General features: G+C 64.7%; 16 protein-coding genes. 5 read left to right on the plus strand and 11 right to left on the minus strand.

The window, feature by feature from the left end:
* Positions 1-152: 152 nt before the first annotated feature.
* The 7 genes from QZ755_RS14325 to QZ755_RS14355 form a co-directional block, all read right to left on the minus strand.
* The gene (locus QZ755_RS14325) at positions 153-1,556 is read right to left on the minus strand and encodes a glycoside hydrolase family 30 beta sandwich domain-containing protein (RefSeq protein WP_294324128.1); all 1,404 of its coding nucleotides are present in this window, start codon (positions 1,554-1,556) and stop codon (positions 153-155) included.
* Positions 1,553-3,814 (minus strand): glycoside hydrolase family 3 protein, encoded by a 2,262-nt coding sequence (locus QZ755_RS14330; RefSeq protein WP_294324129.1) that lies wholly within the window; start codon positions 3,812-3,814, stop codon positions 1,553-1,555. Before QZ755_RS14330 ends, QZ755_RS14325 begins: the two co-directional genes overlap by 4 nt.
* Positions 3,815-3,936: 122 nt before the next feature.
* The gene (locus QZ755_RS14335) at positions 3,937-4,974 is read right to left on the minus strand and encodes a LacI family DNA-binding transcriptional regulator (protein WP_294324131.1); all 1,038 of its coding nucleotides are present in this window, start codon (positions 4,972-4,974) and stop codon (positions 3,937-3,939) included.
* Between the two features lie 70 nt (positions 4,975-5,044).
* Complete coding sequence (locus QZ755_RS14340) at positions 5,045-6,550, minus strand: tryptophan halogenase family protein (RefSeq protein ID WP_294324133.1); 1,506 nt, start codon at positions 6,548-6,550, stop codon at positions 5,045-5,047.
* 218 nt (positions 6,551-6,768) lie between these two features.
* A complete protein-coding gene (locus tag QZ755_RS14345) occupies positions 6,769-9,672 on the minus strand; it encodes a TonB-dependent receptor (RefSeq protein ID WP_294324135.1) in 2,904 nt (967 codons plus the stop codon).
* A 119-nt stretch (positions 9,673-9,791) separates the two neighbouring features.
* A complete protein-coding gene (locus tag QZ755_RS14350) occupies positions 9,792-11,003 on the minus strand; it encodes an MFS transporter (protein WP_294324137.1) in 1,212 nt (403 codons plus the stop codon).
* Between the two features lie 112 nt (positions 11,004-11,115).
* On the minus strand, positions 11,116-11,841 hold the full coding sequence (locus QZ755_RS14355) for a VIT family protein (RefSeq protein ID WP_294324138.1): 726 nt from the start codon (positions 11,839-11,841) through the stop codon (positions 11,116-11,118).
* A gap of 1,018 nt (positions 11,842-12,859) precedes the next feature.
* On the opposite strand from QZ755_RS14355, the gene QZ755_RS14360 reads away from it, so the two are divergent.
* Positions 12,860-14,449 (plus strand): anti-phage dCTP deaminase, encoded by a 1,590-nt coding sequence (locus QZ755_RS14360; RefSeq protein ID WP_294324140.1) that lies wholly within the window; start codon positions 12,860-12,862, stop codon positions 14,447-14,449.
* The gene (locus QZ755_RS14365) at positions 14,446-14,727 is read left to right on the plus strand and encodes a hypothetical protein (RefSeq protein ID WP_294324142.1); all 282 of its coding nucleotides are present in this window, start codon (positions 14,446-14,448) and stop codon (positions 14,725-14,727) included. The genes QZ755_RS14360 and QZ755_RS14365 overlap by 4 nt, the downstream gene beginning before the upstream one ends.
* Before the next feature lie 181 nt (positions 14,728-14,908).
* On the opposite strand, the gene QZ755_RS14370 is transcribed toward QZ755_RS14365, so the two are convergent.
* Complete coding sequence (locus QZ755_RS14370) at positions 14,909-15,172, minus strand: DUF3892 domain-containing protein (protein ID WP_294324145.1); 264 nt, start codon at positions 15,170-15,172, stop codon at positions 14,909-14,911.
* Positions 15,173-15,240: 68 nt separating this feature from the next.
* Positions 15,241-15,465, minus strand: a complete 225-nt coding sequence (locus QZ755_RS14375; RefSeq protein ID WP_294324147.1) for a DUF2188 domain-containing protein — start codon at positions 15,463-15,465, stop codon at positions 15,241-15,243.
* Between the two features lie 189 nt (positions 15,466-15,654).
* Between QZ755_RS14375 and QZ755_RS14380 the strand changes: the two genes are divergently transcribed.
* Genes QZ755_RS14380 through QZ755_RS14390 form a run of 3 tightly spaced genes read left to right on the plus strand, consistent with a single transcriptional unit; the run spans position 15,655 to position 17,401 of the window.
* Positions 15,655-16,215 carry a hypothetical protein gene (locus QZ755_RS14380; RefSeq protein WP_294324148.1) on the plus strand — a complete coding sequence of 187 codons (561 nt, stop codon included), beginning with the start codon at positions 15,655-15,657 and terminating at the stop codon, positions 16,213-16,215.
* A complete protein-coding gene (locus QZ755_RS14385; protein WP_294324150.1) occupies positions 16,203-16,643 on the plus strand; it encodes a hypothetical protein in 441 nt (146 codons plus the stop codon). Before QZ755_RS14380 ends, QZ755_RS14385 begins: the two co-directional genes overlap by 13 nt.
* Complete coding sequence (locus tag QZ755_RS14390) at positions 16,640-17,401, plus strand: ImmA/IrrE family metallo-endopeptidase (RefSeq protein WP_294324151.1); 762 nt, start codon at positions 16,640-16,642, stop codon at positions 17,399-17,401. The genes QZ755_RS14385 and QZ755_RS14390 overlap by 4 nt, the downstream gene beginning before the upstream one ends.
* A gap of 55 nt (positions 17,402-17,456) precedes the next feature.
* Here the strand turns inward: QZ755_RS14390 and QZ755_RS14395 are convergent, their stop codons facing one another.
* Both QZ755_RS14395 and QZ755_RS14400 read right to left on the minus strand, forming a co-directional pair.
* Positions 17,457-18,011 (minus strand): GNAT family N-acetyltransferase, encoded by a 555-nt coding sequence (locus tag QZ755_RS14395; protein ID WP_294324154.1) that lies wholly within the window; start codon positions 18,009-18,011, stop codon positions 17,457-17,459.
* Positions 18,008-18,328, minus strand: coding sequence for a DUF1778 domain-containing protein (locus tag QZ755_RS14400; protein ID WP_366509178.1), 321 nt, complete (start codon positions 18,326-18,328; stop codon positions 18,008-18,010). The genes QZ755_RS14395 and QZ755_RS14400 overlap by 4 nt, the downstream gene beginning before the upstream one ends.
* Between the last annotated feature and the right edge of the window lie 10 nt (positions 18,329-18,338).

An 18,338-nucleotide genomic window follows, 5' to 3' on the forward strand; every position in this document is an offset into this window, starting at 1 on the left:
TCGTACCCCCGCGCAGGCGGGGATCCAAGGTAACGACAGGACAAGCTGTGTGGGTCTGGACCCCCGCCTGCGCGGGGGTACGCCTTCAATGTTAGTTGGTTCTCCAGCAAATCGACATTCAGCCGAAACCGCCCGTCCCGACAAGCTCCCCCCTATCGCGCGCGGTCCCAGACGATCGTCACCGCTGCTGCGGGCGGCAGGACATGGCTCGCCCGCCGCGTGCCGACCTGTGTGTCGATCCGGCGGGGGGCATCGCCGCGATTATAGGCGAGCAGCACCACGCCGCCGTCCGGATTGCGGAACGCGACCGAGGCGATGTCGGGCGTCTCGCTGCTGTCGATCCGCGCTGCGCCGCGCGTGACGAAGCGGCTGAGATGGCCCAGCGCATAATATTCGAGTTCGCGCGCGATACCGCCGGTCGCCGGATCGATGGTGACGACGCCGCGACAATCGGTGCAGCCGCCCTTGTTCGGGCCGCCCTTCGGATCGAGCGCCAGGTTCCAGAGCAACACGCCGCGCGCCCAGTTGCGGGTCGATCCGATCATCAGGTTCTGGATCGCGTCGGAAAAGCCGATCTTCCATCCCGGCCGCCACCCGCCGCCCGAACATTCGGTGAAGAAGGCGTCCTTGGTCGGATAGGCGGCGCGGACGCGCGACTGGGCCGATACCTTGCCGCCATAGCAATGCCACGCGACGCCGGGGATATAACGGCTTGCGGCGGGATCGCTCAGCACCGTTTCGGGCTGTTCGGGCTGGTCCCAATTATGGTCCCATTCCAGCACGCGGGTCGGCAGCTTCGCCTGCTCGAGTGCGGGGCCGAGATGACGACCGACGAAGCGTGCCCGGTCGCGCGCGGGCCATTTCATGCCCGGATAGTCGGCGGGCGAGAAATCGGGTTCGTTCTGGACGGTGACGTAGCGCATCGCCACCCCTTGCGCCGCATAAGCCTTCAGATAGCGGACGAAATAGCGGGCATAGACGTCGTAGGCATCGTCGCGCAGCGTTCCGCCGATCATCGAGTCGCCGGTCTTCATCCAGCCCGGCGGGCTCCACGGGCTGGCCATCACCACCAGCTTCGGGTTGATCGCCAGCGCCGCCTTCACGGTTGGCAGCACGGTCGCGCGATTGGGCGCGATCGAGAATTGCTTCAGCTCGGGATCGCGCTTTCCGATGGGCATGTCGTCAAAGCTGTAATGCGTCGGCGAGAAGTCCGACGCGCCGATCGTCAGTCGGGTAAAGCCCAGGCGCAGGTCACCCGGACCGCTGCCGAACAATTCGCGCAACAGCGCCTGACGCTTCAGTGCGGGCAGTTGCTGGATCAGGATCGCCGACGCATCGGTGATCGACGCGCCGAACCCGACCATCGTCTGATAGCGGCGCGCGGGATCGATGACGATCGTCGCCCCCTGCCCCGCCGAACCGGGCGACAGGGCGACCTGGGTCAGGCGCTGGCTGCCATCGGCATTCGTCTGCCACGCGCGGATTCCGGCGGGTGGCGCGGGTGCCGCTCCGATGGCCAACAGCGCAGTGACGGCGAGGAGGGGGCGGCGGATCATGGCTTCACGCTCCGTTCGGTCAGGGTCGCGGCGCCCGACAGGGTAGCATCGCCGGCAAAGTGCCCGACCGCGATCGGATAGCGCCCGGCAGCGACATGCCAGCGGCGCCCGGCGACATCGTAATCGGCGATCAGCCGCGGGTCGACCGTGACGCTTACCCGCCGCCGTTCGCCCGGCGCCAGCGTCACCCGTTCGAACCCGATCAGGCGCGTGGTCGCCCCGACACGATGGCCAGCGGTGGCGTAGATTTGCGGCACGTCCGCCCCGATGACCCGGCCGCTATTGGTCACGTCGAAACTGACACGCAGTTGGTCGCCGCCCTCGATCCGCAGCCCGTCGTAGCGGAACTGGGTATAGGACAGGCCGTGGCCGAACGGGAACAGCGGCCGCCTGCCATCCTTCAGATAACCGCGATAGCCGACCGCCGCACCCTCCGCATAGGGCACGACCGGGGCCAGTTCGTGCTCGACCATGCCGTACGTGCCGCCGGTCTTGCGCGCGGCGTCGGCGGCCTTCATCTCCGCCAGGCCGGGGATGGTCGGGCGCGGGGCCTGATCGATGCTTGCGGGGAAGGTCATCGGCAGCTTGCCCGACGGATTGACCGCGCCGAACAGCAAGTTGGCGATCGCCTCCCCGCCGCGCTGCCCCGGATACCATGCCTGCAACACGGCCGGCACCTTCTTCAGCCACGGCATCAGCACCGGCCCGCCGGTTTCCAGCACGACGGCGGTGTTGCGGTTGGCGCCCGCGACCGCATCAATCAGCGTGTCCTGCAGGCCCGGCAGCGCGAGGCTTTCGACGTCCTGCGCCTCGGTCCGCCATTGCCATGCGAAGACGATGGCGAGGTCGGCCTTGCGCGCGGCGGCCGCAGCGGCGGCGGGATCGAGGCCGTCGAGATAGGTGACCGTCGCACCCGGTGCCATCGCCCGGATCGCGGCGAGTGGCGACGACGCGTGCCAGGTGATCCGTGCGAACGACGCCGCCGCCCCTTCGGTCAGGGGAATCTCGACCGGCGCACCGCCGACCGATCGAACCTGCGACGACCCGCCGCCCGACAGCACGCCGACATCGGCATGGGCGCCGATCACTACGATGCGTTTCGCGGTGCGTGCGAGCGGCAGGAGGTTGCCGTCATTCTTCAGCAGCACCGCGCCCTTTTCCGCCGCTTCCTGCGCGACGCGGGCATGGGCGGCATAATTGATCGTCTGCGCGGTCAGCGGCACCGGATGGTCGATCAGCCCCGTCGACACCACGCCCCACAGGATGCGGCGGTTCATGTCGGCAAGGCGCGCCGGGGCGACCGTGCCGGCGGCGACAGCATCGGCCAGCGGCTTGCCGAAATACATCGCCTTGTCGAGTTCGCGGCCCGATTGCTGGTCCAGCCCGGCATTGGCCGCCTTCACCGTCGAATGCACCGCGCCCCAGTCGCTCATCACCCAACCGCGATAGCCCCAGTCGCGCTTCAGCACTTGGTTGAGCAGGAAGTCGTTCTCGCACGCCCAGTCGCCGTCCAGCTTGTTGTACGAACACATCACCGATCCCGGCCGCCCGCGCTCGATCGCGATCTGGAAGGCGAGCAGGTCGCTTTCGCGCAGGTCCGCCTCGCCGATGCGCGCGTCCATCGTGGTGCGCAGCGTCTCCTGCGGGTTCAGCGCCAGGTGCTTGACCGTCGAGACGATATGGTTCGACTGGACGCCGCGGATCGATTCCCCGGCCAGGATTCCGGCGAGCAGCGGGTCCTCGCCCAGATATTCGAAGGTACGCCCGCCCCAGGGATCGCGGGTCAGGTTGACGCCACCGGCCAGCAGCACATTGAACGTCTTGGCCCGCGCCTCCGCCCCGATCATCGCGCCCGAACGATAGGCGAGGTCGGGATCGAAGCTGGCGGCGAACGCGAGGCTGGCGGGGAGCGCGGTCGCGACATCGCCCTTGCGCTGTTCGATCTGGTTCGCGACGCCGAGCGAGGCATCGCTTTCCCGGAGCGTCGGGATGTTCAGGCGCGGGACGCCGGGAACATAGCCCGCCGACGGGATCATGTCGGCCGGGCGATCCTTGCTCATCGGCGGGAAATAGCCGAACACATAGCGCAGCTGTTCCTCGCGCGTCATCCGGCGGGCCAGCGTGTCGGCGCGCGCCTCGTCTGCGTCGACGGCAGACGGCGTCGCGGGCGCGGTCTGGGCTGCGGCGGCAGTCGCCAGCATCACGGCGGGCAGCGTCATCGCGGCGCGCCAGCGCATCGCCCGAGCGAACGGCGTCATATCCTCTCCTTCATCGGCGCATTGGAAGCGCTTCCAACGCCGGTAATCCGTGGTTGCGACAGGGAAGTCAATCACTTTGGCGGCGTAGCCCCGCGTCGGCCCGTTCCCGGCGCAAGCCGGGGTCAGCCGATTCTCGCCACCGATCCGCGCTCGACGATCGAGAAGGGCAGATGCTCGGCCCCGTCGACCGGCGGCGGTACGCCGGTCAGCGTTTCGGCAATGATCTGCATCGCACGCGCGCCCATTTCCTTCAGCGGCTGATGCACCGTCGTCAGCGGCGGCCATACCAGCGCCGACACCGGCGTGTCGTCGAAGCTGGCGATCGACAGGTCGCCCGGCACATCGATCCCCGCCCGATGCGCAGCGAACAGCGCACCGACCGCGGTATCGTCGTTGGCGCAGATGATCGCGGTCGGCCGATCGGCGCGCGCGACCATCGCGGGCAACAGGTCGACCCCGGCCTTGAAGGTGAAGTTGCCCCGCGCCACATGCATCGCCTCTCCCCCCAGCCCGGCTTCGGTCAACGCGCGAAGGGCGCCGCGATAGCGTTGTTCGGCGGACAGATGCTCGGCCAGCCCCTGGATGAAGCCGAAGCGCCGGTGGCCGAGCGCCAGCAGATGGCGGGCAAGCGCGAAGCCGGCAGCCTCGTCGTCCATGCCGACGCCGGGAATGCCGCGCGGTTCGTCGGCAGCGGGCGAGATGCGCACGACCACCGTGCCCGTTTCCTTGAGCGCGGCAAGCAGGTCGATCCGGTCGGAAAAGGGCGGGGTCAGGATGACGCCCGAACAGCGGCTGTCCACGACCAGCTCGATCAGCCGCGCATCGACGTCGGCGCGCGTCTGCAGCGTATGCGCCGCCAGTTCGAGGCCGGTCTGCATGGCGATGCGCAGCGCGCCGATCTCCAGTGCCGACTGGTAATAGGAGTTCGGCTCGCTCTCGGTATCGGACGACAGGATCAGCAGCACCGACCGGTTGCCGCCGCCCGCCAGATAGCGCGCCTGCAGGTTGACCTGATAGCCGAGCGTCGCCACGGCCTCCAGCACGCGGGTCCGCGACCGGTCGCTGACATTGGGACCGTCGTTCAGCACGCGGGAGACGGTTGCGCGGGCAAGGCCGGACAGGCGTGCGACATCGTCGATGGTTGGCTTGCGCGCCGTCACTTGCGGTCCCGATCCTGTTGGCGTGCCGAAACGGCCCTTTGGCAGTGCGGCGGCATGGGCACAAGCATGGTCAGGGTCGCGGGGCGGCACAGTGACGGTCTACGAAGGCGGCATGGCCCGGCATCCGCTCGACGCATTTGGCGATGACCCGCTCGATGTCACCCAGATAGCGTGCGATCTCGGCCGGGGGCGTCACCTCGACCAGCGGGTCGGGTGCGGCGGGCACGATCCCCTGCCCGATCAGCACCTGTATCCAGCTTTCCTCGGCGAACAGTTCGTCATCCTCGCGAAAGATGCGGCCGTTGGCGGCGAACAGCGCCATCTTGCGCGCCAGCGTATCCGGCACGTCCATCGTGCGGACATAGCGCCAGAACGGCGTGTCGTCGCGCGTCGTCGCCTTGTAATGCAGGATGATGAAGTCGCGGATGCGCTCCATCTCGAAATCGGTCTGGCGGTTATATTCGGCGATGGTCGCGGGATCGAACCGGGCATCGGGCATCAGCCGCACCAGCCGCAGGATCGCCGACTGGATCAGGTGCAGCCCCGTGGATTCGAGCGGTTCGAGGAACCCCGCCGACAGCCCGATGGCGACGCAGTTGCGCACCCACGCCGCCCGTCGCTTGCCCGGCACGAACGACAATCGGCGCGGGGCGCCGATCGCCGGCGCGTCGAGATGGTCGAGCAGCACCGCCTCCGCCGTCGCATCGTCGGTATAGCGGCTGGCATAGACATGGCCGTTGCCGGTGCGATGCTGGAGCGGGATGCGCCACTGCCATCCCGCCGCGCGTGCGGTCGACCGGGTATAGGGGGTGAAGTCGGCCGACCGTTCGCACGCCACCGCCACCGCCCGGTCGCAGGGCAGCCAATGGGTCCAGCTCTCATAGCCCGCATCCAGCGCCTGTTCGATCAACAGCCCGCGAAAGCCCGAGCAGTCGATGAACAGCTCGGCCTCGACCACGCCGCCATCGGCGAGCGTCACCGACGTCAGGAACCCGGTATCGGCATCCTGCGCGACCGACACGATCTCCCCCTCACGCCGCACGACGCCGCGTGCCTGCGCATAGTCGGCAAGATAGGCGGCATAGAGGCCGGCGTCGAAGTGGAAGGCATAGGCGATCTGCCCGATCGGGCTGTCGGGCATGTCGGCGCGCGGGCGCATGAAGCGGTTCGCAGTCGCGGCGACGGTGTTGATCGAATACAGGTCGAGCGGCCCGGCGCGCCCGGCATGATGTTCCTTCGTCCAATATTGGTGACAGCGCAGCCATTCGAGGTCGCGGCCGATGACACCGAAGCCGTGGACATAGCTGCTGCCCGGATGCGACCAGTCGTTGAACTGGATGCCCAGCTTGAAACTGCCCTGCGTCCGGCGGAGGAAATCGTCTTCGTCCAGCCCCAGCAGGTCGTTGAATTTCTTGATCGCCGGGATCGTCGCCTCGCCCACTCCAACCGTGCCGATCGCATCGGATTCGATCAGGGTGATGGCATAGCGGCCCTTGAACAGCCGCGCGAACATCGCGGCCGTCATCCACCCGGCCGATCCGCCGCCGACGATCAGGATGCGTTTGAGCGGGGTCATGCGGTGGTTCTATCGATGGCGGGGCTGGCTTGCATCACTTGATCCGCATCCTGTCACACCCCGGCGAAGGCCGGGGCCCAGTTGGGAAACGGTAGTAAGTTACAGGAAAAGCCTTCCCAACTGGACCCCGGCCTTCGCCGGGGTACGGAAAAGGGCGGAATGTCGCTCCCCCAGAAAAAATCGCGGCGGGGCACGCCCGCCGCGAGGCAGGGGGAACATCAGAAGCGGTAGTTGAAGCCCAGCAGGAACTGCCGCCCATAGGTTTCGTAGGTTTCGAGCAGCGACCCGCCGTCCGACGTCGTGGTCCCGCCGCCATCGAGGCCGAGGCGGGTGCGATAGGGCGAATTGGTCAGGTTGTTCACCTGGAACAACACGCCCAATCCTTCCAGCGCGCCGCCCTGGATCGTGTAGCCGACCTGCGCATCGACCTGCTTGTCGGCCAGGATCTCGGTAAAGCCGCGCGTCGCGAACAGTTGCACCACCTCGCCCTTGAAGCCCGAACGATAGCGCTGGCTGATCCGCGCCTGGAACCCGTCGCGTTCGTAATAGCCGGTGATGTTGTACACCGTCCCGGACAGGCCCGGAATCCGCACCGCCTGCGTCGGATCGGGGTTGCTGGTCGGGTTCAGGTTGGATTCGGTCAGCGACAGGCTGCCCTGCACGCCAAGGCCGTCGAGGAACGAGGTCAGCGTGCCGAAGTTGAACGCGCCGCTGAACTCCAGCCCCTTGACCGTGCCGCCCTTGCCGTTGGCCGGCAGCGTGATCTGGCCGATCGGGCTGATGACGACGCCGGGCGGAATGGCGTTCGCCGTCGTCGGCAACGGGATACCGCTGAAATCGAACGTGCCCGACTGCTGGTAGATATAGGTCTTGATATCCTTGTAGAAGCCGGCGATCGACAGGTACGTCGTCGGGTTGACGTACCACTCATACGCCAGGTCGAGCGCGTCGGCGCGCCAGGGTTTGAGCTTCGCATTGCCGCCCGATGCCGACCATGGATTGACCGTCGTGCCCGGCGCGCAGGGCTGGCCCGAACAGACAAGCGAGTTGAACCCCGGCGCGACGTTCGCACGCATGTCGTCCATCCGCGGCCGCGCCATCGTCTTGGACGCCGCGAAGCGGAGGCGATGCCCCCCGCCCAGGTCGTAGATCAGGTTCAGGCTGGGCAGCACGTCGGTATAGCTCGCCCCGTCGCGAATACGCTGCGGCACGATCGGCTGTCCGGGTTCGAGGCCGTTGATGACGACGCCGGTCGACGACTGGTCCTGGTTGACGACCTGTACCCCGACATTGCCCTTCAACCGGCCCCAGTCGATATTCGCCTTGGCGTGCCAGGTGATGACGTCCTCGAGGATCGACCAGTTCTTGTCATAGAAATTGGCGTCGCGGATCGGGGTGATGTCGTAATAGCGCGCCAACAGGTCGGCGGCGTTGAAGCTCAGCACCGGGCCGAACCCGGCAAATCCGAGGTCGGTCGGCTTTTGCAGGAAGCTGCCGTCGACCGCCACCTGCTGCCGCCCGTTCTTCAGGAACAGGTCGTTGTCGTCGACTGCCTTCGACTTGCTGCGATGGGTCCAGTTGACGCCGATGTCGAAGCCGCTGAAGAATCCCTCGACCTCGCGGGACAGACGCAGGTCGAGCGCATAGACCTTTTCATCGACCTTCGGGAACCGGATCGCGCCGTCATGGCCCCAGCCACCCCACGGCGCCCGGTCGCCCAGCGTCACCCGGTTCGCATCGGCATAGTTCAGCCCCGGATCGTAGCTGGCAAAGCCGTCCTCGGGCGTGGTGAAGCCGATATTGTCGAGCGTGCGGCCGATATTGGGCGTAGCCGGCGTGACACCGCCGATGCCCTGCCCATAGCCGGCATAGGTTTCGAGGATCTGTTCGTTCCGCTTGTTTTGCGAATAGGACAGGTCGGCGACGAACTGCGTCCGGTCGTCGAGGCGGAATTCGTTGTTCAGCCCGGCCGAGAACAGTTCGTCGTTGCGCCGGTTATTGTCGTTGCGGATGATCGGCACCGCGCCGACCGCGACGCCCCCGGTCGCCAGCTTCGTACCGCCACGCTCCTCGGTCGTAACGCCGGTATAGCTCAGGCCGTCGGCGAACGGGTTGGAGAACCACTGCGCGCCGCGCGTGATCTCGTTCTGGCGGAACTTGGAATAATAGACGTCGAGCGTCGAATGCACGCTGTCGCTCGGCTGCCATTCGAGGATGCCGATGAACGCGTCACGCACGTTGCTGCGCGAGGTGACGAAGATTTCCTGCCCGTTGACCAGCAGGGCGCCGTCGGCACTGTCGGGCCGGACGATGTTGATCGGCGCACCGTTCGCATCGGTCTGATCGCCGAATGCCTCATAGCCGTACGCCTTGTAATGGCGGTTGCCCGACGGGGAATCGATCCGGGCATAGCCCAGCGCGACGCCGATCGTGCCGTTCGCGAACTGGTCGATATAGCTGGCGCTGACGCGGTAGCCCATGTTGCGGATGTCGTCGTTGAGCTTGCCGCCCTCGGTCTTTTCACCGCGCAGGTTCAGCGCGATCGCCTGCTTCCCGAACGCCAGCGGGCGGACGGTACGCAGGTCGGCGGTGCCCGACAGGCCCATGCCCGCGATCTGCGCGTCGGGCGTCTTGTACACGACCACGCTGGACAGGAGTTCCGACGGATATTGGTCGAATTCCACCGCACGGTTGTCGCCCGAGCTTGCCTGTTGCCGGCCGTTGAGCAGCGTCGTCGTGAAATCGGGGGCGAGGCCGCGGATCGAGATGACCTGCGCCCGCCCGCCGACCCGCTGCGCGGCAAGGCCGGGCAGGCGCGCGATCGATTCCGCGATCGACACGTCGGGCAGCTTGCCGATGTCCTCGGCCGAAATCGCCTCGACGATCGAAGTGTTGTCGCGCTTCAGGCTGATCGCGTCGGCGACGCCGCGACGGATACCGGTCACGGTGATGACCTCGCCGCCATCGGCGGGCGTGTCGGTCGTGGTTTGCGGATCGCCGGCGGCGGTCTGCGCATCGGCGGGTGCGGCGCTGTCCTGCGCCCAGGCGACCGGCGCGATCGCACTCGACCCCAGCAACAGCGATACCAGCGTTACGGTGCGGCGCGCGCGTACGCTCTTCATGCTCATCCTCCCCAATCGGACCGGTCCCGTGCCGGCCCTACCCGCCCCCGGCCATGTGTCATGGTCGATTGGAAGCGCTTCCAATTCTGTAACACAAAGTTGCCGGGGCGCAACAACGATTATTCGGATGGGCGAGGATGACGGGCATAATGGGCAAAGGCGGCGATCGGCAGATAGCAGAGCGCGGGTAGCATTAGCGCCGGGATCAACCCAATCCGGTCGGCCATTGCCCCGGTCACCACCGGCACCACCGCCCCGCCGACGACCGCGATGCACAGCAGCATGGCCGCCGGCGCGGTCCGTTCCGGCCGGTCGGGCAATGCCAGGACATAAATGGTCGGATACATCACCGAATTGACCACCCCGACCAGCAACAGCGCCGCCGCCGCCACTGGCCCGCGCACCACTATCGCGGTCAGCGCCAGTGCGGTCGCCACCAGCGCCGCAACCCCCAGCACCCTTGCCGGGGCCAGCCGCCGCATCACCGCCGCCCCGGCAAACCGCCCGGCCATCGCCCCACCCCAATAGAGCGTGACAAGCCCCGCCGCGCCGCCGGCCGCCCAGCCCAGTGCATGGTCGCTCATCAAAAAGTCGGTGAGCAGCGCGCCGATCGTGATCTCCGCCCCGACATAGGCAAAGATCGCCCCCGCCCCGGCCAGCAACCGCCGGTCGCCCAGCGCCCCGCGCCACGCGGTGCGGGTCATGTGCAGGCTCCCCGCCGGCAGCCCGCGCAACAGGTCGCGATGACGGTAGAAAGCGATGGCCAGCACCGCCAACACCAGCGCCGCAAGCGCGAACGGCAGCGTTGCGCCGGTCGGGTCGGTCGCCGCCTTGGCCGACACGATCGTCGTCGCGCCCAGTGCCGGGCCGGCGACGGTGCCGAGCGAATTGAACCCCTGCAGCAGGTTGAGCCGTATCGCCGCCCGGCGCGGGTCGCCGACCATGGTCACGGCGGTATTGCTGGCGATCTGCAGGAACGTCGCGCCCGTCGCGATCGCCAGCAGCGCGGGCAGGATGATGCCATAGTGTTGCAGGACCAGCCCCGCGATCAGCGCGACGCACCCGATCGCCATCGTCGCCAGCCCGATCGCGTGCGCCCGCATATAGCCGGTCGCTGCGACGATCGCCGCGACCGGGGCGGCGAACAGCAGATAGCTGGAAAAGGACGCCAGCTGGATGCTGGTCGCAGCGGTATAGCTCAGCCCCAGCGTGAGGCGCACCCGCGGCATCAGCAGGCTGATCGACGACGCGACGAACCCGCCGATGAAGAACACGCCGAGCGACAGCCGGAACAGGCGCTGCGCGATGGGATCGGTCGGGGACTGGGACAAGCGGCGGCCTCTGGATACGGGAGGCGGCGACCCTAGAGCGATCGCAGCGTACAGGCGAGTGCCGCGCGGCGTTCGTCCGGCAGCGAAGGCGCCATCCGTTATCCCGCTTGGCTCATAGCACCGTACCGGTAAGCGTGCCGATCATCGCGGTCACCCCCATCGCCATGGCACCGAGCAGGACGACCCGCACCATCCCGCGCCCGAGCGGCGCGCCGCCTGCCTTCGCCCCCAGCGCGCCCAGCAACGCCAGCAGCAACAGGGCCACCAGCGGCACGGCGGTAAGGACATAGGCACGCGGCACGAGCGCGGCGATCACCGGCAGGACGGCGCCCGCGGCAAATGCGATCGCCGAGAACAACGCCGCCTGCAACGGGCGCGCCCCGCCGTCATCGGCCAGGCCCAGTTCGTCGCGCCGATGCGCCCCCAGGGCATCATGCGCCATCATCTGCGCGGCCACCTGCAGCGCCAGCGCCGCTTCGACTCCGCGCGATTCATAGATCGCAGCCAGTTCCCGCGTTTCCGCCTGCGGCGACCGGGCGAGTTCCGCCGCCTCGCGCGCCAGATCGGCGGTTTCGGTATCGGCCTGCGAACTGACCGAGACATATTCGCCCGCCGCCATCGACAACGCCCCGCCGACCAATGCCGCCACCCCGGCCAGCAGGATGTTGGCCGCCGTGGCGCCCGGCGCAGCGGCCACGCCGACGATCAGGCTGGAGACGGAGATGATTCCGTCATTCGCGCCGAGTACCGCCGCGCGCAGCCAGCCCGTACGATGCACCAGATGCTGTTCGGCGGCAGGATGCTGCGTCGGGTCGGTCGTCATTCCGGGTTTTGCCATGCTGTCAGTTTAAGCCCGTCGCTACATAGTATACGATCCCAGATTATATTAATCGTCCTATGGCTTCCAGCAGCATTGCCCCATTTTGCAGCTGCAGCAATGGACTTTACCGCCGCCCATCGTCGGACAGCCCGTTCCTGCCACCCGTCACAGCATCACCACCGACAGCACGAACCCGTCCGCGCCCAGCGTCGTCGAAGCCATCAGGGGCGAAACGCCCGAAGTGATCCGCGCCCGATCCAGTGCAACGCCGCCGCATCATACATCCGGTGGGTGCCGGTCCATGCCCTGCCGGGTCATCGTCGCCGCATTCGGAACAAAGGCAACGAACCGCCCGCCGATGCGCAGCACGCGAAAAAGCTGGGCGACGACCCCGCCGAGCCGATGCCAAAAATACAGCATGTTGATCGCCAGTAAGGCGCTGAATTGGCTGGGGCGGCAGGATTCCCATCCCAGCGAAGCTGCTAGCTAAGTACTTAATTCCACTAGCGCACAGGTACCGCCTGCACAACTCATTGCTACAGTGCATTGGCACAATTTTCAATCATGATTTGAGCGGTGTTTATGGGTGCTGGAAGGAGTCAATTTTCCGGCGCCGGCAACCAAGATGATTGCCAGTCGTCAACCAAGCTATTGCGCGCCATCATAACCGCCGGGCGCCAGCCGGCACATGCTTGGCGGGTAGACCCACAATCGGTCGTTCACGCCAGCTCCGCCGCTACCCGGAAGCGGACACTTGTTCAGGCAGAATACTACGGCCGTGACTGGGCCGTTTGCGGACTGGCAACTTTCCGTTCGCTTAGGGCAAAAAGCTGCCTTTCAGCGCGTGTCACAACCGCTCGGTTTTGACGCACCCCGGCCTTCCCAATTTTGTTGGCAAACGAGACACGATAGTGCCGTACAAGCCTATGGAGACGATGCCGCGTTCGGGGTGGCAAATGACTTTCAATAATCTCGCTGCCATCGGTCGCGGACCGATGCTATCGCTTTGGGAAAGAACGGGAGGGAGACGCTAGCGATGGTGGCGCAAGTATCAATTCAAACGCTGCTGTCCGAGGTCGACGAGGGGTCGAATGTCGCCGAGCAGATTGATGAACGGTTGTCGCAGGAGCTGATCTTCGCGCTCGTCGGCCCGGTGGGCTCTGGCGTCTCAACTGCGGCTAGCATGCTGTACGACGCGCTTTCGACCGAGTTCAACTACGAGGTCGCGCCGATTATCAAGCTGAGCGATATCATCAAGACCGAGGCGCATCGAGTGAGCGCGACGCCAGCCGCCCGCGACCACCTCGACGATTACATTGAAACCATGCAGAAGATCGGCAACGAGTTGCGCCGCAAATATGGGCCCTTCTACCTGACCGAAAAGGTGGTCGAGCGGATCTGCAAGATCAGAGAAGACAAGGGCGGCTACGACGCCAAGGGCATTCAAGCGCCAGGCCGTAGAGCCTTCATACTTGACTCGCTTAAGAACGCTGAGGAGCTGACGCTCTTAAAGCGTATCTACGGCGAGACGTTGATCGTTGTCGGCGTGTTCGCGCCCGATGCCATGCGGCAGACCAGGCTGGCGAATGATGGCGTTGACGCCGGACGCGTCAAGGCTATCGTTGATCGGGACCAAGGCGAGGTTACGACCTTTGGCCAGATGACCCGTAAGATCTTCCAGAAGGCCGATCTCTTTCTTTGCAACGACCAGCGCAAAGAGGAGATGAAGCAGAAGATTACCCGTTTCTTGCACCTCGTTTTCGACACCGGCGTGCACACGCCCAGCCGTGCCGAGTCGGCGATGTATGAGGCCAGCTCATCTGCGGCGAACGCGGCATGCATGTCCCGCCAAGTTGGCGCCGCGATTGTCTCGGCCGATGGCGAACTCATCGCAGTGGGATGGAATGACGTGCCGAAGTTTGGTGGCGGGCTCTACGGCGAGGATGACCGTGCCGTGCACGACAAGGACGGCACCCACGACCATGATTACCGTTGTTATAATTGGGGCAAGAAAATCTGCCACAATGAGATTAGGCGTAACGAAATTCTCGAAAAGATGGTGAAGAATATCGCTGGAGCCGAACTGCTTCGCGAGGGCGTTACCGCCGACGCTGTCCGCGCGGCGCTGAAGGGTACTGGCGTTGACTCGCTGATCGAGTTCTCCCGCTCCATCCACGCCGAAATGGAGGCGATTCTCTCAGTCGCCCGCGAAGGTAAAAACTCGCTCGTTGGCGCAACTCTCTTTACGAACACCTATCCGTGCCACAATTGCGCCAGGCACATCGTCGCCGCTGGCATCACCACGGTCATCTACATCGAACCGTACCTTAAGAGCTTGGCGATTGCCCTTCACAGCGACGCGATCACTGAGGACGCGACCGAGCCGGACAAGGTGGTGTTCCGACAATACGACGGAGTCGCGCCGTCCAACTACGTCCGGCTGTTCCGTCCGGCTTCCGATCGAAAGAAGGACGGCAGGCTGGCCCGACCGGACCCGAAGACCGCTATGCCCGTTTTCCGCATCCTGCTGGATGCGCAGAGCGACTACGAATACAAGATCATTGCGGACCTGTCGGATAAGGAGCAGAATTCAGTGACGCCAACGATTTCGGTCATGCCCACATGAGCAAAAAGACCCGTGATTCGCGTCAGATGCCGCTCGACTTCGACCTGACCACCCTCGTCGACGTGAAGGACACCGTTTGCCAGCATCGTCTGGTCAGGACCGCTCCGATGGTGCCAGCTGTCCGTGAATCGGTTTGTATGCACGCCACGTTCGTCGGCGCCACGATCGTCTCGTTTACTGATGCCGGCACCTTGGCACTGCGCCGGAGGGCCGTGCAACGGGTGATCAACGCCGGCATCTTCCCAACGCCGCTGACAAAGATCACCTCTAAAGATTGAGCCGAGCGTCCAAGGCGCCTCGTTCCAAAGAGTGGCCGATTGGCGCGACAATCCGCTCGAGCATCGCACCGCGCTTTCAGGGCAAATCCGAAACCTGCATACGCGGCGAGTTGAGGTAAAAGACCTACTATCTTTCGTTGATCAGTAAGGCGGCCGGGGGCAATTGCCCCCTGCTCCTTCCTCAGCAATCGGGCAGATCGTCGAGGTTGTTCTTGGTCGAGCCATCACGGCGGGTGCGGAGGTACTTACCCGTCGTGCCGTTGACGACCGTGACCGGCGTCTCCTGGCCATCGGTCCACGCGACGTAATACTGGTGATCGCCGTTCTCGATATCACGGATCGCATCCGCCTTGAGGCGGGGCGACCAGCTCTGCCCGGCATTGCAGAGCTTCGTGATGTCGCCGTCTTTGTCCTTGCCGCTCTTGGTTACTTGGCGCCTGGCCATAATCGTCTTGTCCTTTCATTCCGCGTTTCAGTGGGACGGGCCGTGCCTTTGGGACACGGCCCGCTTGGTCAGCCTCGCGGCGGGAAGGGGTCGCTGCCGTAGCTATCGCGATCTCTGATCTGGCCGTTGCGGCCGTGGATCAGAAGCTCGCTGTGCTGGTTCTGCGCGATGCCTCGCGCTGCATTGATCGCGTCACGCTGGGTGTCATGGACCGACGTCGCACGACCGTTGCCGGCACCGCGAACAGCCCAACCACCTGCGTGCGGGACGACATGCTGGTTCTTTCCGGACATAATTCTACCTCCTTCCTCGCGCTTTAAGGGTAAGACGGCTTGCGACCCCGCTCCCGATCGTCTTCATTGACTATCAAGGGGGTAGGCTGAAACGGCGGGTGCTCTCGGACATCCCGGCACGATTTTTTCGTGTCGTGTCCGAGCCGAGCTGAAAGTCAGCCTACTCCGTCAGGAAGCCGGCGGAGTTGAGTGAGCGAACAGACCCTTGATCTTGCGGAAGCGCGGCAGGCGATCGAGTGCCTGACATCGACCGATCTCCTCAGGCTGAGGAAGGCGGGACGACAATATGCGTTTGCGGCTGGGTGTGAGGTCGACGATCTACTTAATGAAGCGGTATGTCAGACGATCGAGGGCGTTCGGAATTGTCCGCGTGGGATGGAGATGGTGCCATTCTTGATCGGTGTCATGCGCAGCCGCGCGTCTGCTAGGCAGCAGAAGGTCGAACCCGAACTGGTGTCGGCTGATGCCACCGATGCCGAAGGCCGGTTCCTACATGAGCCGGTAGAAACGAAATCCAATGTCGAGGAACTGGCGCTTTCACGGGAAGATGCGTCGGCTCGACGAAATGCGCTGGAAACCTTGTTTGCCGATGATGAGGAAGCAACCTTGTTCCTGTGGGCGTATCTGGACGACCTTCCGAAGGAGGAGATTATGACCATGATCGGTGTCGATATGACGGCGTATGCCACTATCCGACGCCGTGTCCGCCGCAAGATAGATGCGGCTTTTCCCAATGGATGGTCATCGTGAGCGGCGCGGGGCGCCCTACCCCTCCGATCAATCGGCTGGCGGATGAACTGGTCGCAGACATAATGGCTATGTCGGATGCGGAATTACTGGCGGAGGTCGAGGCTGAAGGACTGAATGTCGAGGATGAAGCCGACCGTATCCGCGCGATAATCTCGACCGCAACCGCCCGATCTGGAAAATCGCGCCTCCAGGCTGCGCGAGCGGAGATCGATCGCGTAGCCGGAACGGGCCGAGGGCAAGTCCACCGGCTTCCTCTCAGGGATCGAGCGGCCGTCCTTGCCCGGTTCGCCAACGATGACACCAAGCTGAAAAGCCGGCTGACGATGGCCGCACGCAACGGCGAAGGCATTACCGAGAAAGAGATGGATGATATTCTCGCCGATTTGCGAGAGCTTGGTGCCATCGACGAAGACGGCAATCCGATTTGAAGGGGCTTGGCCAAGCCGAAAAGCTTTTGCAGTCCCTCGGCGTCACCAGTCCGGATGAGATCGATATAGAGGCGATCGCCTGGACGATGGGTGCCAAGGTGCGCAACGCCATTTTGGAGAGCTGTGAAGCCAGGATCATCGGCTTTCGCGATCAGGCGATTATAACTGTGAAAGGCGATGGCGATCCGCGTCGCCGTCGCTTCTCGATCGCGCACGAGTTGGGCCACTGGCAGCATCATCGCGGCCGGTCGTCGGTCTGCAGGGCGAGTGAGATCGGGAGTGTCAGCCAGGGCGGTGCCGGCATTGAGCGGCAAGCCGATAATTATGCCGCCGACCTGTTGATGCCTGCCTATCTGTTTCGACCGCTTGCCGCCGCTCAACGGCGGCCGTCATTCGAAGCAATCGACGCTCTGGCGGCTGCCTTTTCCACCAGCCGGTTGGCGACGGCGCTAAGGTTTATCAATCATAGCCCTTGGCCCTGTATGATCGTTTGCCACGGTCAGAACGGACGCCGATGGTTTCGACGCAATGGCGGCATTCCGGATCACTGGTTTCCCCGTGATGATCTCGATCCCGAGTCAGACGCGATGGACGTGCTGTATGGAAAGATTGATCGGTCGCGGCCGACGATCATCGGGGCAGACGCATGGTTCGATCGCCGGGGCGCCGATCGGTTTGAGCTAACCGAGGAGTGCGTCAAAGGCTTTGGGAATGATGTGCTCGCCCTTCTGACGCTGAAAGATCAAATGCTCGATTAGGACCGCGCAGCATGGGGCTTTGAACTGGGCAAGTTGCGCGTCGGCAATTCTCAGCCTACGCATCCGCTTGCGTAAGAGTCCGAACCGTCGCGATCGGCAGGAACAACCGCAAGCCGTTGGAGGGCAGCGGCTCAAAGCCATAACCGGTATAGAGCGCGGTGCGTTTCGCCACCTTCTCGGCATCGCCGCAGTCGAGCACGTCCAGCATAACCACGGCGATACCCAACGCATCGGCCGCCACAGCCAGTCGCTTGAGGCAATCGACCAGCAGATCGCCGCCATAGCCCTGCCCTTGGAAGCGGCTATCGACCCCGATCATCGAAATATAGGCGGCCGGGATACTGCCATGCGCAGGCCGGTTGCGGGCGAACCGATCGGGTAGCTCGGCATAGTCGATCGCATGGGCGTTGATGGCGTAGAAGCCGATCAGCTGGCCTTCGGCACCGACCATCACAAAGGTGCGGACGTTATCCGCCTTGGCGAGCTTGTTCGCGGTCCGGCGAAAGAAGTTGTCGACCTGTGTGATGCCACAGGAAAAGGCCGTTCGATCATGCTTGGCAGGATCGAACGGTTCGATGGTGAAGGGCTTTGCGTCCTCTGTCGCCGTCACCTGCTGACGATCGTCTCACGATGCCGCGCGAATGCTGCCCGAAGTCGCTCGGTGGGTGCCGGTGGCGTGTCGAGCGCCGCAAAGAAGTGCGCATGATCGACCGGCTGCAGGGTAGTGCGTTCGTGCGCCGCGATCGTCTCCATCGCGGAGCGATAGGCTGCGTTCATCGTAAAGACGGAATCGTCCACACCGGAAAGAGCGGCAGCCTGCTGGATCGCCTGCTTGATGCGCGGCTTGGTACGGAAGTTCATCCGCTCGCTGCTGCGCTCCTCAACGGCGCCGACCTGATCCTGAAAGCCAAGCATGGCACACCTCATTCAACCTGCA

This window comes from uncultured Sphingomonas sp. (genome assembly GCF_913776855.1).
GTDB lineage: Bacteria > Pseudomonadota > Alphaproteobacteria > Sphingomonadales > Sphingomonadaceae > Sphingomonas.

What these genes read in the sequence shown, in the direction of transcription:
- QZ755_RS14325 (WP_294324128.1), bottom strand. Translation starts at nt 1,556, where the DNA reads ATGATCCGCCGCCCCCTCCTCGCCGTCACTGCGCTGTTGGCCATCGGA.
- QZ755_RS14400 (WP_366509178.1), bottom strand. Translation starts at nt 18,328, where the DNA reads ATGAGGTGTGCCATGCTTGGCTTTCAGGATCAGGTCGGCGCCGTTGAG.
- QZ755_RS14385 (WP_294324150.1), top strand. Translation starts at nt 16,203, where the DNA reads ATGGTCATCGTGAGCGGCGCGGGGCGCCCTACCCCTCCGATCAATCGG.
- QZ755_RS14345 (WP_294324135.1), bottom strand. Translation starts at nt 9,672, where the DNA reads ATGAAGAGCGTACGCGCGCGCCGCACCGTAACGCTGGTATCGCTGTTG.
- QZ755_RS14365 (WP_294324142.1), top strand. Translation starts at nt 14,446, where the DNA reads ATGAGCAAAAAGACCCGTGATTCGCGTCAGATGCCGCTCGACTTCGAC.
- QZ755_RS14355 (WP_294324138.1), bottom strand. Translation starts at nt 11,841, where the DNA reads ATGGCAAAACCCGGAATGACGACCGACCCGACGCAGCATCCTGCCGCC.
- QZ755_RS14375 (WP_294324147.1), bottom strand. Translation starts at nt 15,465, where the DNA reads ATGTCCGGAAAGAACCAGCATGTCGTCCCGCACGCAGGTGGTTGGGCT.
- QZ755_RS14360 (WP_294324140.1), top strand. Translation starts at nt 12,860, where the DNA reads ATGGTGGCGCAAGTATCAATTCAAACGCTGCTGTCCGAGGTCGACGAG.
- QZ755_RS14340 (WP_294324133.1), bottom strand. Translation starts at nt 6,550, where the DNA reads ATGACCCCGCTCAAACGCATCCTGATCGTCGGCGGCGGATCGGCCGGG.
- QZ755_RS14370 (WP_294324145.1), bottom strand. Translation starts at nt 15,172, where the DNA reads ATGGCCAGGCGCCAAGTAACCAAGAGCGGCAAGGACAAAGACGGCGAC.
- QZ755_RS14330 (WP_294324129.1), bottom strand. Translation starts at nt 3,814, where the DNA reads ATGACGCCGTTCGCTCGGGCGATGCGCTGGCGCGCCGCGATGACGCTG.